The organism is Nostoc sp. 2RC, from assembly GCF_014222165.1.
Lineage (GTDB): Bacteria > Cyanobacteriota > Cyanobacteriia > Cyanobacteriales > Nostocaceae > Nostoc > Nostoc linckia.
On record NZ_JACKZU010000144.1, the window covers coordinates 1 to 19,150 of the forward strand.

Sequence of the window (19,150 nt, forward strand, 5' to 3'; positions counted from 1 at the left end):
TTGATACACTGTATTGCATCGCTTAAACAATGAATAATATATATATTTTTGATTTTTCAGTAATTAAAAACGTCAGAATTCATCAGCCAGAATTTTGGAAAAACCAAAAGATTTTTAGTGCATTCAGAAAGTTTTATTGAATCAATGCAGATATAGACAAGTTAATGCCCGTCACAGCGTTTAGCATCTTATCCACAGTTAATGCACATAGTCGTTGACTGTTGAAGGTTCACAGTCAACCGTCAACAGTTAACAATTAACAAGTAGTCCAATTAAGGTTGAAAATTCTGCTCCTCAATGGATGTGACTGGTGTCCAAGCTCGTAAACGTCTTTCTCGTCGCGACTGCACAGTTTCTCCATCGTAGTCTACAGTGACCGAATTTTGAGAGACTAAATGAGCGCAATCTAAAACGTTGACATTGATGGTAGCAAAGGACTGCTGCGTTTCATGGTGCATGATAGCCGCAACATAAACGCCGCAGCAACCGCAAATGAGGAAATCGGCTGTGTGCATACCAAAGCGATAATGAATAACTTGCTGGGAATTCATAATTTGAATCTGCAAGTTTCCATTGGGATCTGAGGTACTACGTATGCCGTGTTTCCGACAGAAGGAGCAAGCACAAGTCCGAACAGCTAATTCATCCGGAGTCTTGGTGCTATTGAATATAAGTTTGAGGTTGCCACAGTGACATTTACCTTGGAGTGGGAAGTGTTCGCTATCCATCTCACTTTTATTCCTAAGGGAACTCCAAAAAATAAATTATTCCAGTTAATGCGTTGACTGTTGACGGTTCACAGTTAACAGTCAACACTCTTCTATGGAATATTTTTTTACTTGGAAGTATCTAAATACTTGCTCTGAGGAGCCACTTAGCGGACGTAACTTGCTCCGTTAATATCAATGGTCGCGCCCGTCACATGACGTGCTAAATCTGAAGCTAGAAAAATCACGACATTAGCAACATCTTCTGGCATTGCCATTTCTCCCAGTGGTGTTTGGGAAATAGCAGCTTCTTCACCATAGCTATCAAAGTACTCGGCATTAAGTTCTGTACGCACAAATCCAGGAGCGATCGCATAGACTAGGATATTCTTATCGCCAAATCCACGGGCAATTGTACGAGACAAAGCAAGCATTCCTCCCTTTGATGCCGCATAGTGGGTATAGTCAGGCAAATCACCCCGGAATCCGGCTCGGCTGGCAATGTTAATAATCTTTCCACCACCTTGCTGTTTAAAGTGATGGATAGCTTCACGACACAGGTGTGCCGGAGCAACTAAGTTGATATTGAGTGTACGTATCCAAGAAGTATGCCAGTCATCAAAATCACCCTCTATAAGAGCTTTTTCATAGACTCCTGCATTGTTCACAAGTACATCAATGCCATCTCGCCACTGAGTTGCACGTTCCCAAAGATATGGCACAGCTTTGACATCAGCAAGGTCGCAAACCACCACATGACAGCGGTCTGAGCCTAAATCACTTTGTAAAGCAGCAAGTTGTTCTGCAAGTACATCACTAGCTACTACATAACCTCCCGCAGCTACAACAGCCCGTGCAGATGCTTCGCCAATACCACGAGCCGCTCCTGTAATTAGTACTACTTTTCCCGTGAGGTCAATCATACATTACCCTCCCAAAGTCTTGATAACTTCTCCTCTGCGTACCTTTGCGCTTACCTCTCTACTCCTGTGCGTTTAAACTCTAACCCTCAATTCCCCACTCAGTAACTTAATTTACCTAGCAGCAGCAGTAAGTTCAGGAGTACCAAGAAGCAGCTTTTTATCCTGTCCATATACCCGAATACCCGGACAAATTAAATCTAGATGGTACTGTGTGTAAGGTGTTAAACCAAGTCCAAAGTGCAGCGCTCCCCTAGTACCACCGTAGACTTCGTTCATTGCATAATTACCCCACAGCAAGTCCAATGAGGTATTGATCGCAAAACCTAACTCCCAAATAGTCAAATACCGAGAATCAATAGCACCCATCGCTCTCAATATCTCTGCTGCTGGTTCTACATCCGGGTGAGTAGGATGCAAATCTGTGACAACACCTTGTTTAACTTTGGCAATCAGCGCATGATCCTTCATGTGTCGTAAATGACTGAAAATGCGTGCTTGATCTTCCCGTAAAAAAGACGGCTCCCCACTATGTAGAATGGGTAATCCCCGGAATGCAATGTCGCCATTGATTGCCAGGTATAGATTGGGATTAAACTCCCAAATATCAGCAGGTAAGACACTGATTTCTCCAGAGGGTGCAATCTGTTGTTCCCCCCACTCTAAAGGCCCGGCTTGCAAATTCCATTCATATTTGTCATCAAGGTGGTCAAAGATGGCGCGAGTTCCATACTCTTCGTCTACAATTTCCAAGCGATCGCTTTTTTGTCCTAACTCAAAAAAACGTTCGGCGAACTCTGCTTGAGCATAGGGATCGGTTCGCTCGATGACACCAAGAAAGTGCTTGATAGCTTCTAGTGGTGTGGGTGTGGAATTACAAGCCATTGCTATGAGCTTGCGTTTGTCCCCCAATGTCTCTGGATTCGGGGAACGGAAGAAACGGTTTGGTGAAACTACAAAAACATGGCAGTTTTCTGGGATTTGGTTTTGTAATATTGCTTCAAATGACCCCTCTTGATCATAGGTGACAGTGAGATAATCTGTGTAAGCACCACTTTTCTCAATGGTGAAGCGATCGACAATATCTGTATTGGTCACCAAACAAAAAGTACAACCTTCTGATGGGCCAAACTGACGGTATGAACCAGGTCTGATGCTAATAGGCTCCATAAATTACCTCTGTTTTTAAATGGTTATCAGGTATTTAACTTGTACATTGACTCCATTAGGGTGTTAACAGTCAACTGTCAACTGTCACCAATCACCACAGGCATTAGCTTAGTTTTTTGCACAACGCTTGTAGTATCCGATGTTTTGCTAAATCTGTTGATATGTGAAGAATACAAAGTAGCCGATCTGCTGGAGTCAGATTGTTTTGGAAATAGTGTCCTACGTCAGCTTTCTTTGTTGTTGGTAGGGAAGGGTAAAAATCTATCGGGACGCTAGCATTTTTAATCGTGCCAGTATGGCAGCAAAACTCTAGACCAGGACAGATACTTTCTGCAATCAGACTAGCTATCTGGTTCATCTCTGGATCTGGCATTTTGTCATCAATTCGAGGATACATTTTAACGCCGTCAAAGCGTGAGAACACGCGCATTGCGGAAAAAACGGCAGGATGACAAGTTTTCAGAGCAACGATTGATGGGAATCCCCAATTTCCTTGACTCACCTTGTAAAGGTGGAATCCCCACATATGTTTGAGCAGATGTGTTTTTTGATAACGGTCTGCAATCATTTGGATTTTGATGTGCAGAAAGGGTAATGAATCTGTTTCTATCCAAGTAGATGCCAACACACCGATTAACTCATTAGATATTGCTTCCACTGCAACAATTAAGTAATCACATTCTTCAAACCAGTTTGGCTTTGCCTCAAAATACTGTTTAATCTTTAAGGTTGGCATTGCTTGGATCAAGCCTTGGACAATCCATTCCTTAATTGCTGGTTGAATGAGTTGTTTGGGAGTGGCGTAGTGAAGAACATAGCGATGGAATAACCACGAATCAAGCCAGTTTTTTTGCAAAAGTTGCATATTTACAGCATGATTGAATAACCTTTGTCTGCGATCGCCTCATCCTTGCATGAGTACAAATCATAATTAGAGGTAAAGGGAGCAGATATTTGCCCCCACTATACAAGGAATCATTTAAATCTTCTGCTCGGTTTTGGGGAGGGTATAGGAGTGTTACGCGTTCAAAGCCCTTACACCTAGTGGTCTGGCGAGTCAACTTTGGTGGGTGAGGGCTGGGGAAAGGGGTAATACCAATTTGAAAAAAGAATGCTACAGATGGATTTTCAGAATCAAAATGTACAAAGCAATTCCTAATCCAAAATCTAAAATCTAAAATCCAAAATGGTATTAGATACTTATTTCAAAAAAATAAATATACATCACCTGAGTAACTGATATCAGTATAATTTTCCCTATATCTTTAGGTAGATTTTTAGGATATTTAGCTGTTTATCAGCTAAAAAAGCAGACATTATTTTAAAAACAAAGTCTGGCGTGAATTTAAGCGTTGTAACTCCTATTTATTGGCGATAACATGGAAATAAGTTTACTAAAAGCTTCCTAAACCGCGTTTGATCTCAGTTTTTTTATGGACATTCAGCTAATCAATATTGGGTTTGGCAACATCGTGTCTGCCAACCGAGTAGTTGCAATTGTCAGTCCAGAGTCTGCCCCGATTAAGCGGATAATTACCGATGCACGGGACAGGGGTCAACTGATTGATGCAACTTATGGTAGGCGGACTAGGGCTGTAATTATCACTGATTCCAGCCACGTAATTCTGTCAGCGATTCAGCCGGAAACGGTAGCGAATCGCTTTGTGATTTCCCGCGATCATCAGACTGTAGATAATTGACAAGGAGTGGGTTAAAAACCTTACTCTCTTTGCAGCATATCGGCAGTACCATGTGAATTAGATCAATTTTTTGCCACCGACGCTACACATACCGTAGTCAATGGTGGGCTTGGCCACGAATACAACAGTCATAAATAATATCTATTGATTAATTCACAGGTTAAACGGATGATCCGAGTTTTACCCATCCAGAGTCGTGCCACTACCAAGGAATCTCTAAATCCAGGCGCATTGATTGTTTTAACTGGCCCTAGTGGAGTCGGTAAAGGTACTTTAATGCGATCGCTCCTACAGCGTCATCCGGAACTGTATTATTCGGTATCTGCGACGACCCGTTCTCCCCGTCCAGGGGAAATCGATGGCAAAAGTTATTACTTTATTACCCGTAGTAAGTTTGAACAATTAATCGCGGGAGGTGAATTTTTAGAATGGGCGGAATTTGCTGGTAACTATTACGGCACTCCCCGTGAAGCTGTGCTTAACCAGATTAATTCTGGCAAGTTGGTGGTGTTAGAAATTGAGTTAGAAGGAGCAAGACAAATTCGTGCTTCTTTCCCCACTGCCTTCAGCATTTTTATTTTACCGCCTTCTTTAGAGGAATTGGAAAAACGGATACGCTCTCGCAATCAAGACTCTGAAGATGCGATCGCCCGTCGTCTGCACCGCGCCCAAGAAGAAATTAAGGCCGCAGATGAATTTGATATTCAAATCGTTAATGACGATTTTAAAACTGCTTTAAATGACATCGAAGCGGCTTTATTTGGATAAGCATTTTTAACAACATACCCATTTTCAGCATTAATGAACAAAGGACACAAAGCTTTTTCTTTGTGTCCTTTGTTATAGGAACTAATACCAATTCTGTATGAAGATGCACAGAATATTAAACGTAGACGCAGAGCGGCTTGCCGCAGGCTACCGCCAAGTACGCCAAGAGCGCCAAGAATAGAGAGTTACTCATTTAGTGCAGCTTTACATTAAATTGGTATAAGGGACTTCCAAATAAAAAAATATTTCATAGAAAAGTGTTAACTGTTGACGGTTGACAGTCAGCAGTAAACAATCAACAGTCAACAGTCAACGCATTAACCGGAATAATTTATTTTTTCAATTTCCCTAATGACCAATGACTAATGACTAATAACTAATAACTAATAACTAATATTAAAAAGTCTGAGCAAAGATTTCCTTTACTCAGACTTTGACTTTTGTCATTTGTTTTACAAAATTTGAAGCTAAGGAAGCCTTAGCTTTTGACTTTGCGCTTGGTCATGCGTCCTTTGCTATCGATTGTTTTTTGTTTGTAAGAACTAACCAATAACTAATGACCAATAACTAATGACTAATGACTAAATTAACCAAATAAACCTTGAATTAATTCTAGGTTACTAGTTAAAAAGTAAGCGACTACTGCACCACCAATACCACCAATTAAGAAAGAACTGGCAAAGTTATTCCAGCTTTCTTTAGAGTTAAAAGCATCTGCTGGAGGATTGGGTACAGTAACGCTAGGAAGAGCTTTTGGAGGATTACTATTGGCATACAAAGATAAAGCACCGGTCAAAACAACAACTAAACCGATCGCTCCTAGTAATCCAGCCAAATTAGCATTAGCTGTATCCCGCAGTGGCCCGAATTTGGCAAAAGGCCCAAACAGCCAGTAACCATGAGCCATACCAACTTCTAATCCGCGTCTGGAAGGAGTTAAACCAGCACGATAAGCAGGTAAGTTCCTAATGAATTCTGCAATCAAGCGAGAAGAATTAACTGGGGTTTCTAGGTTACCTAGTTGTGGATCGCCAAATGCAGGAAAAACAACTTCCTGATTTCTGGGATCGCTGGGGTTATTTTTTGATGCATCTACTGCTTGCGCCATATTTTTATGTTCGCCTCTCAATTAAAATGGTGGCATTTTTATATTAATAATAATTGTAGCTAAAGATGTCTTTTGCTTAGGAAGTTAAAAAAAATTAATTTAGCTTATTTGAAAGCTCTGAAACTCGCGATATCTAAGCAAAATCGCGAGTTTCAAAAACCTCTTTTTACTACCTATTTAGGTGAAAATTTTGTTTAGTTAGTCCAAATATACTAACTAAACAATTTCAGATAGTTTTCCGAAAATTTGATTTTCCACCTTATGGTAGTGGGTGGAAAAGTAAATCCGGGAAAAAGCGATTGAATTCAATCAAAATGCCTGCTGTGATTGTCAGCCAGATGGTAGCTGCCACTGGCGCTGTGGAAATAAATTTAATCAAATAGGATGAGTTGTCGCCTTTGTCTGCCATGAATTTAGTCTCCAAACAAATGAACTAGTGAAACTGGTTTAGCGTGGGGAAACAGGAATTTCTGAGTCTTTGGCTGCTAATTTACCAGAGAGTAATTCTTGGACTGCTGCTGCTGGCCAAGCAAAGCCTGTAGCAATGATAGGTAGTGCCAAAGCCAGATCAATTTGGATTTCTTTTTGTTCGGGATCTCCTTCCTTTTTAATCGCTTGGAGATAGGCACGACCTACCCAGCCAATCCAGCCAGTGATGTATAGGAATAGAAGGCTGGGGATCAAGAAATCACCAGCACGATCTAAGCGACCATCAACAATCAGGTGGGGGTAACCTTCAGGGCCGCACAGCGCTTGAGAATAACGTTCAAATCGCTTTTGACCTGATTGTGGGTCACTGGTGGTGTTACGGGCGTTAGCTGCCAGCTCTTGAAAAGCGGGATTGTCTTTACAAGGTGTCAAGTTAGCCCCTAGAGCTTGTGCTGGGGGGGCAAAGTTGCACCACAGACAAATCGCTAAAATCAAAGCAAACAATCGTCGCATAGAGTGTTTCCTTTTATTACAAAACAAAAAGTTCTTTGTACAAAACGAAGCGGCTTGTACAGTCTTTATTTGCATAACTAGGAAGTCATCATACTCTTGGGTGGGAACCGAGTAAAGTTTCAGTAAATAAAAGTTAAAGCTTCTCAACCAAGATGACGTGGGGAGCGGTGAATGGGGAGTAAGGAGTAGTGAGTAACAACTGCTGAGTATATTAATTCTTGTAGTAGGGTAGTAAGCAAGGACGATTTTGTCTGTGCCACTGAAAACTCAGGACTTAAAACTCCCTACTCCCCATTCCCCATTCCCCTCTCTCAATGACAACCGTTTTAGCAATAGAAACTAGCTGTGATGAAACTGCTGTCGCAATTGTGAATAATCGTCAAGTTTACAGCAGCATTATCGCCTCGCAAATTCCAGTGCATCAGCAATATGGCGGGGTAGTACCAGAAGTAGCTTCTCGCCAGCACTTAGAAACAGTCAATCAAGCCATCGTCCAAGCTCTAGAGCAAGCCAAACTCAACTGGAGTGAAATTGATGGAATTGCTGCCACTTGCGCTCCTGGACTCGTGGGAGCGCTGCTGGTGGGATTAACTGCTGCCAAAACCTTGGCGATGGTACACAACAAACCTTTTTTGGGAGTTCACCATCTCGAAGGTCACATTTACGCAACTTACTTGAGCGAGCCAAGTTTAAATCCCCCTTTTCTTAGCTTACTGGTTTCAGGCGGACATACAAGCTTGATTTATGTTAAAGATTGTGGTAATTACGAAACGCTAGGACAAACTCGCGATGATGCTGCCGGCGAAGCCTTCGATAAAGTGGCGCGATTATTAAAACTGGGTTATCCTGGCGGGCCAGTAATTGACAAACTCGCACAACAAGGAGCTCCCCAAGCCTTTGTTTTGCCAGAAGGAAAAGTTTCTTTACCTAGTGGCGGGTTTCATCCTTATGATGCAAGTTTTAGCGGGTTAAAAACGGCTGTATTGCGTTTAGTACAGCAGCTAGAAAAAGATGGTAGACAAGTGCCAGTGGCAAATGTAGCAGCTAGCTTTCAGGATACTGTAGCGCGATCGCTAACCAAAAGAGCTATTGCCTGTGCCCTAGACTATGGTTTAGACACAATTGCCGTTGGCGGTGGCGTAGCAGCCAATAGCGGTCTGAGAAAAAACCTCCAAGCCGCCGCCAGCAAACATAACCTGCGCGTACTATTTCCCCCTTTGACATTCTGTACTGACAACGCCGCCATGATTGGCTGCGCCGCCGCCGAACATCTATCCTCAGGACATACATCACCGCTAACACTAGGAGTTGAATCTAGATTAGCCCTGAATCAGGTGATGAAATTGTATCAATCTCAGGGGAGATGAGGGACTGGGGGAGATGGCAACGCCTTGGGGAAAGGTTAAAGGGAAAAGGGGAAAGGGGAGATGGAAAGATGGGGGAGTGTGGGGGGAAAGATTTCTTCCACATCCTCCCACACTTCCCACACCTCCCACACTCCCCGCTTGCCCTATGCCCTATGCCCTAATCCCTATTCTCCTTAACGATTTGATAGAGTTTGTTTTCAAATTTTTCCATACATGCTGACCAATCAAAATCGATTATGGAAGGTCGGGCTTGTGTGGTCATTTCTGCTTTCAAGTCGGGATTTTCTAGAATCGCAATCACCTTCTGGGCAAAGTCTTTTGGGTTGTTGGGTTGAGCCAAAAAGCCGTTATAACCAGGAGTTACCTGTTCTGAGGTTGAAGGTGCAATCACAGCAATCACAGGGGTTCCAGAGGCTAAAGCTTCGTTGTTTGTAGTGCAGAAGTTTTCGGTGATGGAGGGGTTAACAAAAATATCTGCCCTCGCAAACCAACCTAAAAGTTCCGAACCGTGGGACTCACCCCAGATGGTGATACCCGATGCATATTTTTGGGCACGCTGACGGATTTCTTCGTCTTGGGGGCCACTACCAACAATCACCAGATGAACATCAGGGATTTTGGCTGCAATGAGTGGATATATATCAATTAATTGGCTGACATTCTTTTCCGCAGTAATGCGTCCAACAAACAACAAAGTTGGTCTGCTGTCGTTGGGAATTGGGTCATAACAAATATTACGCGGGTGAAATTTTTCGCAATCTATACCTTGATAAGCAAGATATTCAGCACGTTGGCATTTGAAGGTTTTGTATTTATTCAATTGTTCTTGAGAAGAAAAGAAATTGAAGTCATAAGACTTGCTAAATTGTTTCACCAAAATGGGAAGAATTGGACGAATTAAACTAAAGAATCTATTGCCAAAGTAATATTTGATGTACTCAACAATATCAGTGTGGAAAAGTGATATTATTGGCGTACCTGTTCGTCTTGCGTATTGTGTTCCCACAGGGCGACCGTAACCTTGCAAGAAAAGTGAGTATAAACCTCTCATTTGTGGTGCTTCTTCCACCACTATAATGTCAGGCTGAAACTTTTCTAACAGCTTGGTATCACTCCAATGCCGATAGTGCAATGGTTGGGGAAGAGATTTGTAAAAGATTAATGGTTTTGTGGGGAATGCGTAAGTAGTTAAGTTAGGGAAAGATTGAATTTCATTTAATCCTAACATGGGGCGATCGCCAACATTTTTAGGGTAGCGATCGTTAATTTGTGGATGAATCAAAAAAACCTCATGTCCCTGTTGTAACAACCAACGAACTCGTTGATGTACTGCCACGGAAACTCCAGTTAAGAAAGGAGCATACAATCCGGTAAATAGGGCAATGCGGAGTCGTTGTTTAGTCATATCAAAAATGAATTATTTCACGAAAATGCTGGTTTTGAACTTAGGACTTACGCAGCAATGTTTCATGAAAAGTCAGAATTCAGGGATCAGAAGTCAGAATTCAGAATTCAGAATTCAGAATTCAGGAATCAGAATTCAGAATATTTTATGTAAGCTTAATTGGCAATAATTAAGCTTTATGAATCTGATTATTGATTCATTTTGAAGTGAGACTGCTGATGAATTGTTTCTTACAATATCCTGACTATTTGGCTCTACAATTCCCAAAAATATAGTTACTCTGAGGATTTACGCATTTAGAATCATTTTCAATTAGAGATGATAAAAATGAATTTTCTGACCCTTAATCAGAAATTATCACAACACTAAAAACTCTCAGTCAAAATTCCCCTTAATATATTTTATAATCCTTGACAAAAATGAGGTAATATGTATTGTTTGACAAGGATTATAATTAATATAGTCTAATAAAAATAAATTAATATAAATCAAGTACTAATTAATGTTTAGGCTGATAGTTTTCAAAGCCTAGTTGATATTTAAAGCAAAGAGTAGGCAATGGTCAATCAATTAGAAGTCTCTTTTTGTTAGAGTTTGATCGTCTATTTATCTTAGTTAAACTTCGTCAAAATTGAGAATTGGACTTTTTCAAAAGAGAACGGTAAACTCTTAACAGCCAAGAGTTTAGGATTTAAAAATAAAACCCAATTTTCAAAAAACTAAGAATTTCAAAGTAGACCCTGTTTAGATAAAGACCCGATTCTGAATTCTGAATTCTGACTCCTGAATTCTGACTCCTGAATTCTGACTCCTGAATTCTGACTCCTGACTCCTGACTCCTGACTCCTATTCAAAGAGAAATTTTGCTATTAATAGGTTGATCCAACCATTGATAAGGGCGATATTCTACTAAGCGAATATTCCAAGCTCCTCGAACTCGATAGCTGATACTGCGCCAGGTGACTGTTGAAATCCACAGAGACGATAGCATTGCTAAGCCATAAACCCATTGTGTTAGCGGAATGCCGATTAACATTTTAGCGATGGTAGGGGCTGATAATTTGGTTATTGGTTGGTCATTTAAACGAACCACTTGCTGTATACCTAGCTCCAAGACGAGCATCAGCAAAAGTAATCCGACAATGTAGACGCTATAGCAAACAAATAATAGAGATGCTGCTTCCCATTTGGCTTCTAACAATGAATCTAAAATTAGCATAATCACTGTAGTGGGAAACAGAATACTAGAAACAGCTTCACTAACTATAGCCAACCAACGGGGATGATAAAGTCGAGAACAAAGTATTAAACGCTTGAGGTAATCGAGTAAGTTGACTAATTCAATTTCTTCACGATTAACTGTGAGTAAAGAAGGTACAAACTTAACTTTTAATCCATGTATTTTTAGGACATCATGAATCATGAAATCTTCACTTAAAGCTTGTGCCCACTTATCTAAAAGTTCTGTTTGGTGAAGCACTTCTGTTTTCATAGCTAAAGTTCCGCCCCAAGGAATTTGGAAGAGAAACATTTGGACTACTGTCGATACATTGCCTATGTATCGTACTAAAGATCCCCAATGCCTACCTGTTGGCGCATACCAACGATTACCGGTTGTGGCTCCAACATTAGCATCCCCTAGAGGACTGACTAATTCTCGCAACCAATTGCGATGAACTACAGTATCAGCATCTACTAAAGCAACTACTTTATAGGAATCATCCAACTCGCGGACAGCTTGCACTAAAGAACTACATTTGAGACTACAATTATTGCGTACTATTCTTAAAGGACTGATTTGAACATTAGTCGCTTCTTGTTCTATAATAGTTTCGCTGGCAATTTTCCAGGCTGGATCTTCCTGACTATCAATAACTAACTTGAGATCGTAATTAGGATAGTTTTGATTTAAGAGCGATCGCAAACAACTAGGTAAAAACGGATCTGCTCCCCGCAAGCAAAGAATTACTGCTGTTTTAGGCAACTCCTCATCTGATAATAAAGTTTTTGGAGATGAGCGCACATACCAAAGAAAGATTAGCGTTAAACACACCTGAATAACCAGCCAACCCATCAAAGACTTAGACAGAAATATTGCCAAATCTTCCATTAAATTCTCCGAAAATAGGGAATGGGGCGTGGGGCGTGGGGAGTTAGGAGTTAGGAGTTAGGAGTTAGGAGTTAGGAGTTATTCTCCCTTGTCTTTCTTGTCTCCCTTATTCCCCCACTCCCGACTCCCTACTCGCCTTTATGAATCCAAAGAGTATTTCATCCTAATGTTGACTGTGGTATTTTTGTTCACTACAAAACTGGCATCACGAAATTTTGGTGTGCCTGTTTGTATGGATACAGTTGGATTTTTGGAAAGGCCAAAACCTTCTGTAGGAATACCAAAAAAGTCTTTATTGAGTTTGCGATCGCCATTTTGATCGTCAACTACAGCAACAGCATAAGTCCCTGGTTTTAAACCAGAGAATTCTTTTGTTACAGAAGAACCTGTAATCTTAGCGCAGCCACTTTTAACTTCACTAGTATTACTCATGGGAAATCCTTTTTCACCCCCAAAAACTCGGAAGCAAATCTCACCTTTTTGGTGACGGATTCCATTGACTACAATATTCAGTTTTGCTGTTGGTTCAGCGTTCACTGATTTTGCAAAGCTAATGCCCATTAAAGTAGCAAGCAAAAAGTAAGATAAGTGAGATAGTTTCAGCATATTTTTGTCGTGAAAATGGTTAGTTTGGTAAATTCAAAAAAAACACCAAATCAAAATTCACAAGTTCAAAATAAAAAGAGATGAAAGATTTGATTTTTCAGGCTTCTCTTTTTACTTTTCAATATTACTGTTATTCTTGAATTCAAAATGTGATTTTTTGTTCTGAAAATGATGTATTTTGCCAACTTAATGCAAGTTGTTGCAAAACTTTGAGCAAATCTTTCAATAACAAATATTCTGTGCCTTTTAACTTTTGGTGTAAGCTTCTATGACAACATAACCGTTCATATAAACTTAAAGGACTACACCAAATGGATCGGAAATACTCCCATAAGATTCTCCAGTGGGGGAATAAAATTTTTCCTTGCTTTGCAGAATCAAACCACACTGTATAGCTATAAAAATCAGGTAATTCAGTCAATGAAGATGCTTGATTATTGTTTGCAACCAACAAATAATCGGGGAAAAACATACTCATTGATTGTTGCGGATGACTTCTAGCAAAAAACAAGTATTCTGGGATTTCATAAAACTTACCCAGAAGACCAAGCCTTAACAACAAAATTCCATCAGCATTCCCATAACCACCCATAGGTGGTATTCTTTTGAGATCGCTAGTACGAATTACGCCATAGCACTGATAACATAGGTGTTTAGCTAGTAATTCGTGAAAGCGGTCTTGTGGTTTTAGAGAATCTGTTTTGAGTTTAATATTGTAGTTTTGGAGAAACTTTCTTTGTTCGTCTATAAAATACACCTGGGTGTGACACAAAATAATGCTAGGGTCGTTATCGAGTATTTCAACACATTTACTGATAAAATCAGGGGCATGTAAATCGTCATAAGCTGCCCATTTAAAATACTCACCCGAAGCTAACTCCAAAACACGATTGAAGTTACGAGCGCAACCAATGTTATGCTCATTACGGTAGTAACGAATACGTTGGTCTTTGTTGGCGTATGCTCTACAAATTTGCTCAGTTTTATCTGTAGATGCATTATCTGAAATAATTAATTCAAAATCTTCAAAGGTTTGAGCCAACAGAGAATCTAAGGCTTCTTGAAGAAATTTTTCACCATTGTATACAGGTAATCCAATACTCAATCGTGGCTGATTGCTACTCATATCAAACAAGTATTCACACAATCTGTCGATTATTTTAAACTTAATTGCAAATAATTGTTAGTCAAATGCAACATCAGAAGTCAGAAGTCAGAAGTCAGAAGTCAGAAGTCAGAAGTCAGGAGTCAGAAGTCAGAAGTCAGGAGTCAGAAGTCAGAAGTCAGAAGTCAGGAGTCAGAAGTCAGGAGTCAGAAGTCAGAATAATTTGATACCCAAGTGAAATAATTTCAGGGTAATTAAGAAGCAATAACACACTTACTGAATTTTCTATTCTTCTAATTCCAAACTCCAAACTCCAAACTCCAAACTCCAAACTCCTAACCCCAAACTCCAAACTCCTAACTCCTAACCCCTCACTCTAAACTCCCCTATTTCACTAAATTTTCAATCTCTGTTTGTTGCAGCCATTCATGTGTACGCTGCATACCTTCTTCGAGGTCAATTCTTGGTTTATAATCTAACAAAGTTTGGGCTTTAGCAATGGAACACGCATAGGGACGAGTCATAAAATCTACAGATTCCGGTAAAATATCGGCTTTTTTCCGAAATAATTTTTGTCCTTGGGCGCGTAGTTTTAAAAACAATTTCATTTCATCTTTTGGTAATGAAAGAGGTGCTGGTAAGTTTTCCATTGCTGCTAAGCGCATGAAATACTCTTTCCATGAAGTTTGTTGTCCGTCGGTGATATTAAATATTTCTCCGCAAGTCTGTTTTTCTATCGCTAGAAAGATGCCATCAATTAGATTATCTATGTACACATGATTGATGACTCCTTTACCATCGTTGGGATATGCAAATAATTTTTGGCGCATCATCAAAATTGGTTTGACTATCCAAGGAATACTTCCAGGGCCGTAAATATCACCGGCACGAATAATAATAATCCCAAAATCTGGTGGATTATTTAATTCTAGAAGTGCTGTTTCTGCTTCTATTTTTGTTTGACAGTAAGGATTGTTGTCATTAGAAAGTGTGTCGGTTTCTGTAACGCCATCAAGGTAGTTGAAACCATAAACCATGATACTGGAAAGATGCACAAAAGTGTTAACCCCTGCTTGCTTTGCAGCTTTCGCAATGTTAACAGCACCGTTAACGTTGATTTCTCTAAAATGATTAATTGGGCCGGCTTCTTGGGCCATTTGTTCTGTATGTAAAACAACGTCTATTCCCTGACAAGCTTTTTGAGCAATATTAGGGTCAGTGATGTTACCAGTAATAACTTCAATACCTAAATTTAGGGCTGTTTTGTTCTGTTCTTTAGAAGTTTGTAATCCACGAACTTTTATTCCCTGCGCGATGGCTAATTCGGCTGCACGCAAGCCGACAAATTCATTAATTCCGGTAATCAGGAGAGTTTGGTTTTTGAAGTTCATAGAGGGAAATTTGTACCAATTTTGGATTCAAGTTTTGCTTTGATATCACACAGAAGTGCAAAGGATTACCAAAAAAGAAATTGTCTAATCTTGTGGGTTGGACATCTTGTCAGTTGTTAGATACCTATGGCGAAACGCCCACACCACAGAGTTAGATATTTCTTTATTTAGAAGTTTCCTTAAAAAATATCTCCTGGGTCTGCGGAACGGAGTTTATTGATGGCTAGTCCTCCGGAAGTGATGCATATTAAAACTGTTGATGTTAAGACCAAGATTGCATTGTTAGCAGTCATAATGATTGGCAATTTAGTTGCCTCCATTGCAAAATCGTATAACAATACAGAAGTAATAAAGCCTGGAATATAACCTAAAATTGCTAGAATTAAAGCTTGTTGAAATACCACATTCAACAGATATCTATTGGCATAACCTATGGCTTTTAATGTGGCATAAGCAACGAACTGTGTAGCAATATTACTATAAAGAATTTGATAGACAATTACTACACCCACAACAGAAGCCATTGTCAACATTAGGTTAAGTATGAAACCAATAGGCGTTCTCACAGACCAATATTTCTTCTCAAAATCAATAAAGCCTTGGCGTGTAAAAACCTGCACATCATTTGGCAAACTTGCTTGCAAATCTTTTAGCACTGTTTGTGCATCACTACCAGGTTTGAGGGTTATCAAACCGACATCAATCATATCTGCTGGACGGGTGTTGGGATTTATCCTTAGGAAAGTTGAGTCACTGACAACCAAATTACCATCTACCCCAAAGGAAGGCCCTAAACTGAATAAGCCACCAATCCTGACTTTATAACCAATTAATGAATTAAAGGGAAATATTTCAATTGTCTGTTCTGTATCTCCCGCATCAAATTGTTCAGCTATGGGGCCAAATTCCGTGCGAGACATTCTGTCAAAAAGCATGACATCAGGAATTTTGAGCTTATCTAAATTTTGCTCAATTTCTGGAATGTTCATCACTGGTTTACCTGGGTCAAAACCAATAACATATATTGAATATTTTTCCCCAGTTACCGGATTTTTTAATTTGGCAAATTGCAAATACATAGGGCTAACAGACTCTACGCCATTAAACCCTAAAGCTTGATACAAACGAGTCCGGGAAAAGCTTTGATTTGAGGTCAAAGATTTATATTGCGAACTCACTAAAAATAAATCTCCTTTGAGATTTTGATGTACTGCCGTTGCACTAGAATAAAGAGCATCTTGAAAACCAAGTTGCACAAACATTAGCAGCACAATAAAAGCAATCCCGGCTACAGCTACTATTAAACGAACTTTTTGCTGGGCTAGCTGTAGCCATGCTAAAGGAATTTTAAAATTCATAAATTAGTTATTAGTCATTGGTCATTAAGAGTTAGGAGTTAGGAATTAAGAGTTAGGAGTTAGGAGTTAGGAATTAAGAGTTATTCGCCTTGTCTTCCTTGTCTCCCTTGTCTCCCTCATCTCCCCATGCCCTAAACTAAATCTGAATGGCGACATCTACTTGTAAGTTGGTTAAGCGTGCGACTCGTTCGCTGTCTGCGGGGTTATCGATGGAGATTTTGACTTCAACTATTCTGCGGTCTGTGTCTGAGCCTGGGTTGAGGCTGAAAATGCTTTGTTTGTCAACTAACCAGCCAATTTCTTTGACGGTTCCTTTTAATGTTCCAGGAAATGCAGTGCTGGTGATGTTGGCTTTTTGTCCGACACGCACTTTTTGAACGTCGGTTTGATATACCTCTGCAATGACATTCATTTGCGATGTTTTACCTATCTCAGCAAATCCTGTGCTGGTGCTAATTACTTCTCCGGTTTTGGCATGAATTTTCAAGATTTTGCCGTTGATGGGAGATTTTATATAACTTAAATCCAAGTCTGCTTTTGCTTGTTGAACGGAAGTTGTTGCGCTGTTGACTTCAGTTTGTGCGACTTGGACATCTACGCTACGTACTTCGCTAATACTTTTGAGTTGGGCTTGTGCTTGCTTAAGTTGTTCTTGGTATGTGTCTTGGGTGCGTTGTTTGGTGGCTTGGGCTTCTGTGAGTTGCTGTTGTGTAGTTTTGAGTTGTAAAGCTTTGCTGTCTGCTACGGAAGCTGCGATCGCACCTTGTTTATATAATTGCTGATAGCGATTATTCTCGGCTTGAGCGTTATCTACCTCAGCCTGGACGCGGGCAATTGTAGCCTCTTGGGTAGCAATATCTCCTTTATATTGTGACTCTAAACGCGCGATCGCTGCTTTTTGAGCATCAATATCTCCGGTTTTCGCCCCAGATTTCACCTGCGCTAATTTAGCTTTGCTAACTTGCAGTTGGTCTTTTGCTTGTTGCAATGCTGTTTGAGCGCGGCCATAGGTTTCTAGATACGCTAATATTTGCCCAGCTTTAACTGCATCTCCTTCCTTGATTAATAATTTTTCCACTCGCACACCATTATTAGCATTGGGAGCATTTAAAGAAATAACTTCCCCATCTGGCTGCAAACGTCCCAAGGCTGTAACAGCAACTTTTGTCGGTGTGGTAGCTTTTGCAGGGTTAGCTACTGGTGTTTCAACTTTGGTTTTCGGCCAAAATGTTGCCCAGCTATATAAAGTAACTAATCCAGCCGCTAAGGTAATAGAAGCTGCTAAAATTAGTCGCGATCGCACAACGGGTTTTGTGAATAATCGGCTTTCTTTATTGACTGCCATATTTTCTTCCAATTCTTACTAGGGGATAGCTGATAAAATTTTGGATTTTAGATTTTGGATTTTGGATTGATAATTCAGAAGTCAAAATTCAGAATGAGCTACGCTAACACAAGTCAGAATTCAGAGAAAATTTTTAGCAGCAGTTTCCGCCATTGTTGCAGTTCACCGCAAGCATCACAAGTTCGAGAACCAAAAAATTTAAAGAATCAGGAAAAACATTTGATTGATGGACATACCAACCATAGTAAGCTCCTTCTAAATTTTGAATTCTGACTGCTAAATTCTGAATTGGAGAATTCTGAATTCTGAATCCTTATGGTAGTGTTACTTGAAAGCTTCTTTAGTTATATCGTTACTTGTCCTCGAATCCAGTAGCGAAAAATACAATAGTGCCAGCCAGAAAACTTAACTATCAACAATAATGAAGCGCTGATAAATCAATTCAAAAAATTTGATAACCTTGTTCTTGAGTATGACTACAAAATTTTTATTTGTCAACCGTTTGATTGGGGATAAATCTTGATTTCCTCATCGAAATATTTTTCCACATTCAACTGTAATTATCGCGGGTGTCTGTTACCAATTTTTTTTTAGCCACGCTTTTCAACATTCTGAAATCATGGTGACGCCATCAAAATACTAACAAAGTTTTGTTGATAATGTTGTGTAACGTAAGACATTAAGGACTTCCAACTAAAAAAATATTCCATAGAATACTGTTCACCGTTGACACTTAACAGTTAACAAGCAAGACCAAAAAATATGCAAAACCAATACAATTACAGCTTATGTTTACTAGACCAAGGGATGCATCTTTATTGGGGAAAGGGAAAATACCAAACATGCACCCCCTTTTCCCTACTTCTGCAAGAAGTTTACTATGCAACATATTCAAAATTAACAATTGCTTTATAGATAACTATTTTGCTTTTTGTTTATGTTTATATTATAAAATCATCAAAAATCTTAGTTGAATTATGCTCTTTTCTTGAAAAAAATACTTATAGCTCTGCCATCGATTCATGTGCCTATGTAATTATTACTTAATCGCTAGAAATTTCATAATGTGATGTTTCAAACTAATTTACATAGAAATCTGAGATATTTCTACATCCCATACATTTTTTGAGTACAAAAATATACCAAAA

General features: G+C 39.7%; 17 protein-coding genes. 3 read left to right on the forward strand and 14 right to left on the reverse strand.

Going from position 1 to position 19,150, the window contains the following annotated elements; all coding sequences use genetic code 11:
* Positions 1 to 272: 272 nt before the first annotated feature.
* The 4 genes from GNE10_RS17345 to GNE10_RS17360 all read right to left on the reverse strand — a co-directional run bounded on the left by GNE10_RS17345 (position 273) and on the right by GNE10_RS17360 (position 3,662).
* On the reverse strand, positions 273 to 728 hold the full coding sequence (locus GNE10_RS17345) for an aldehyde-activating protein (protein WP_185566250.1): 456 nt from the start codon (positions 726 to 728) through the stop codon (positions 273 to 275).
* A 146-nt stretch (positions 729 to 874) separates the two neighbouring features.
* On the reverse strand, positions 875 to 1,630 hold the full coding sequence (locus GNE10_RS17350; protein ID WP_185566251.1) for an SDR family NAD(P)-dependent oxidoreductase: 756 nt from the start codon (positions 1,628 to 1,630) through the stop codon (positions 875 to 877).
* 111 nt (positions 1,631 to 1,741) lie between these two features.
* Complete coding sequence (locus GNE10_RS17355; RefSeq protein WP_185566252.1) at positions 1,742 to 2,797, reverse strand: hypothetical protein; 1,056 nt, start codon at positions 2,795 to 2,797, stop codon at positions 1,742 to 1,744.
* A 103-nt stretch (positions 2,798 to 2,900) separates the two neighbouring features.
* Positions 2,901 to 3,662 (reverse strand): hypothetical protein, encoded by a 762-nt coding sequence (locus GNE10_RS17360; RefSeq protein ID WP_185566253.1) that lies wholly within the window; start codon positions 3,660 to 3,662, stop codon positions 2,901 to 2,903.
* Between the two features lie 568 nt (positions 3,663 to 4,230).
* Here GNE10_RS17360 and remA point away from each other — a divergent pair.
* Entirely contained in the window at positions 4,231 to 4,497 is a 267-nt protein-coding gene (remA, locus tag GNE10_RS17365) for an extracellular matrix/biofilm regulator RemA (RefSeq protein ID WP_073639751.1), read from the forward strand.
* A 168-nt stretch (positions 4,498 to 4,665) separates the two neighbouring features.
* The gene (gene gmk, locus GNE10_RS17370; protein WP_185566260.1) at positions 4,666 to 5,265 is read left to right on the forward strand and encodes a guanylate kinase; all 600 of its coding nucleotides are present in this window, start codon (positions 4,666 to 4,668) and stop codon (positions 5,263 to 5,265) included.
* Between the two features lie 586 nt (positions 5,266 to 5,851).
* Here gmk and GNE10_RS17375 read toward each other — a convergent pair.
* From GNE10_RS17375 to GNE10_RS17385, 3 genes are all read right to left on the reverse strand, one after another.
* Positions 5,852 to 6,373, reverse strand: a complete 522-nt coding sequence (locus GNE10_RS17375; RefSeq protein WP_099070453.1) for a photosystem I reaction center protein subunit XI — start codon at positions 6,371 to 6,373, stop codon at positions 5,852 to 5,854.
* A gap of 259 nt (positions 6,374 to 6,632) precedes the next feature.
* Positions 6,633 to 6,782 (reverse strand): photosystem I reaction center subunit IX, encoded by a 150-nt coding sequence (psaJ, locus tag GNE10_RS17380; RefSeq protein ID WP_099070454.1) that lies wholly within the window; start codon positions 6,780 to 6,782, stop codon positions 6,633 to 6,635.
* 38 nt (positions 6,783 to 6,820) lie between these two features.
* Complete coding sequence (locus GNE10_RS17385; protein ID WP_099070455.1) at positions 6,821 to 7,315, reverse strand: Photosystem I reaction center subunit III; 495 nt, start codon at positions 7,313 to 7,315, stop codon at positions 6,821 to 6,823.
* A gap of 314 nt (positions 7,316 to 7,629) precedes the next feature.
* Between GNE10_RS17385 and tsaD the strand changes: the two genes are divergently transcribed.
* Positions 7,630 to 8,682, forward strand: coding sequence for a tRNA (adenosine(37)-N6)-threonylcarbamoyltransferase complex transferase subunit TsaD (tsaD, locus tag GNE10_RS17390; RefSeq protein WP_185566254.1), 1,053 nt, complete (start codon positions 7,630 to 7,632; stop codon positions 8,680 to 8,682).
* Positions 8,683 to 8,839: 157 nt separating this feature from the next.
* Here the strand turns inward: tsaD and GNE10_RS17395 are convergent, their stop codons facing one another.
* From GNE10_RS17395 to GNE10_RS17425, 7 genes are all read right to left on the reverse strand, one after another.
* Positions 8,840 to 10,087, reverse strand: a complete 1,248-nt coding sequence (locus GNE10_RS17395; RefSeq protein WP_185566255.1) for a glycosyltransferase — start codon at positions 10,085 to 10,087, stop codon at positions 8,840 to 8,842.
* A gap of 850 nt (positions 10,088 to 10,937) precedes the next feature.
* Complete coding sequence (locus tag GNE10_RS17400; RefSeq protein ID WP_099070494.1) at positions 10,938 to 12,197, reverse strand: glycosyltransferase family 2 protein; 1,260 nt, start codon at positions 12,195 to 12,197, stop codon at positions 10,938 to 10,940.
* Between the two features lie 138 nt (positions 12,198 to 12,335).
* On the reverse strand, positions 12,336 to 12,803 hold the full coding sequence (locus tag GNE10_RS17405) for a DUF2141 domain-containing protein (protein WP_185566256.1): 468 nt from the start codon (positions 12,801 to 12,803) through the stop codon (positions 12,336 to 12,338).
* Positions 12,804 to 12,945: 142 nt separating this feature from the next.
* Positions 12,946 to 13,929, reverse strand: a complete 984-nt coding sequence (locus tag GNE10_RS17410; protein WP_185566257.1) for a glycosyltransferase family 2 protein — start codon at positions 13,927 to 13,929, stop codon at positions 12,946 to 12,948.
* A 365-nt stretch (positions 13,930 to 14,294) separates the two neighbouring features.
* Positions 14,295 to 15,299 carry an NAD(P)-dependent oxidoreductase gene (locus tag GNE10_RS17415; protein WP_185566258.1) on the reverse strand — a complete coding sequence of 335 codons (1,005 nt, stop codon included), beginning with the start codon at positions 15,297 to 15,299 and terminating at the stop codon, positions 14,295 to 14,297.
* 179 nt (positions 15,300 to 15,478) lie between these two features.
* Positions 15,479 to 16,657 (reverse strand): ABC transporter permease DevC, encoded by a 1,179-nt coding sequence (gene devC, locus GNE10_RS17420; RefSeq protein WP_099070490.1) that lies wholly within the window; start codon positions 16,655 to 16,657, stop codon positions 15,479 to 15,481.
* A gap of 136 nt (positions 16,658 to 16,793) precedes the next feature.
* The gene (locus GNE10_RS17425) at positions 16,794 to 18,002 is read right to left on the reverse strand and encodes an ABC exporter membrane fusion protein (protein WP_185566259.1); all 1,209 of its coding nucleotides are present in this window, start codon (positions 18,000 to 18,002) and stop codon (positions 16,794 to 16,796) included.
* Positions 18,003 to 19,150 lie beyond the last annotated feature (1,148 nt).

Coding starts and splice junctions, on each gene's coding strand:
- GNE10_RS17375 (WP_099070453.1), bottom strand. CDS start 6,373: ATGGCGCAAGCAGTAGATGCATCAAAAAATAACCCCAGCGATCCCAGA.
- GNE10_RS17410 (WP_185566257.1), bottom strand. CDS start 13,929: ATGAGTAGCAATCAGCCACGATTGAGTATTGGATTACCTGTATACAAT.
- GNE10_RS17345 (WP_185566250.1), bottom strand. CDS start 728: ATGGATAGCGAACACTTCCCACTCCAAGGTAAATGTCACTGTGGCAAC.
- GNE10_RS17360 (WP_185566253.1), bottom strand. CDS start 3,662: ATGCAACTTTTGCAAAAAAACTGGCTTGATTCGTGGTTATTCCATCGC.
- GNE10_RS17405 (WP_185566256.1), bottom strand. CDS start 12,803: ATGCTGAAACTATCTCACTTATCTTACTTTTTGCTTGCTACTTTAATG.
- gmk (WP_185566260.1), top strand. CDS start 4,666: ATGATCCGAGTTTTACCCATCCAGAGTCGTGCCACTACCAAGGAATCT.
- devC (WP_099070490.1), bottom strand. CDS start 16,657: ATGAATTTTAAAATTCCTTTAGCATGGCTACAGCTAGCCCAGCAAAAA.
- GNE10_RS17400 (WP_099070494.1), bottom strand. CDS start 12,197: ATGGAAGATTTGGCAATATTTCTGTCTAAGTCTTTGATGGGTTGGCTG.
- GNE10_RS17355 (WP_185566252.1), bottom strand. CDS start 2,797: ATGGAGCCTATTAGCATCAGACCTGGTTCATACCGTCAGTTTGGCCCA.
- tsaD (WP_185566254.1), top strand. CDS start 7,630: ATGACAACCGTTTTAGCAATAGAAACTAGCTGTGATGAAACTGCTGTC.
- GNE10_RS17425 (WP_185566259.1), bottom strand. CDS start 18,002: ATGGCAGTCAATAAAGAAAGCCGATTATTCACAAAACCCGTTGTGCGA.
- GNE10_RS17350 (WP_185566251.1), bottom strand. CDS start 1,630: ATGATTGACCTCACGGGAAAAGTAGTACTAATTACAGGAGCGGCTCGT.
- psaJ (WP_099070454.1), bottom strand. CDS start 6,782: ATGGCAGACAAAGGCGACAACTCATCCTATTTGATTAAATTTATTTCC.
- GNE10_RS17395 (WP_185566255.1), bottom strand. CDS start 10,087: ATGACTAAACAACGACTCCGCATTGCCCTATTTACCGGATTGTATGCT.
- remA (WP_073639751.1), top strand. CDS start 4,231: ATGGACATTCAGCTAATCAATATTGGGTTTGGCAACATCGTGTCTGCC.
- GNE10_RS17415 (WP_185566258.1), bottom strand. CDS start 15,299: ATGAACTTCAAAAACCAAACTCTCCTGATTACCGGAATTAATGAATTT.
- GNE10_RS17385 (WP_099070455.1), bottom strand. CDS start 7,315: ATGCGACGATTGTTTGCTTTGATTTTAGCGATTTGTCTGTGGTGCAAC.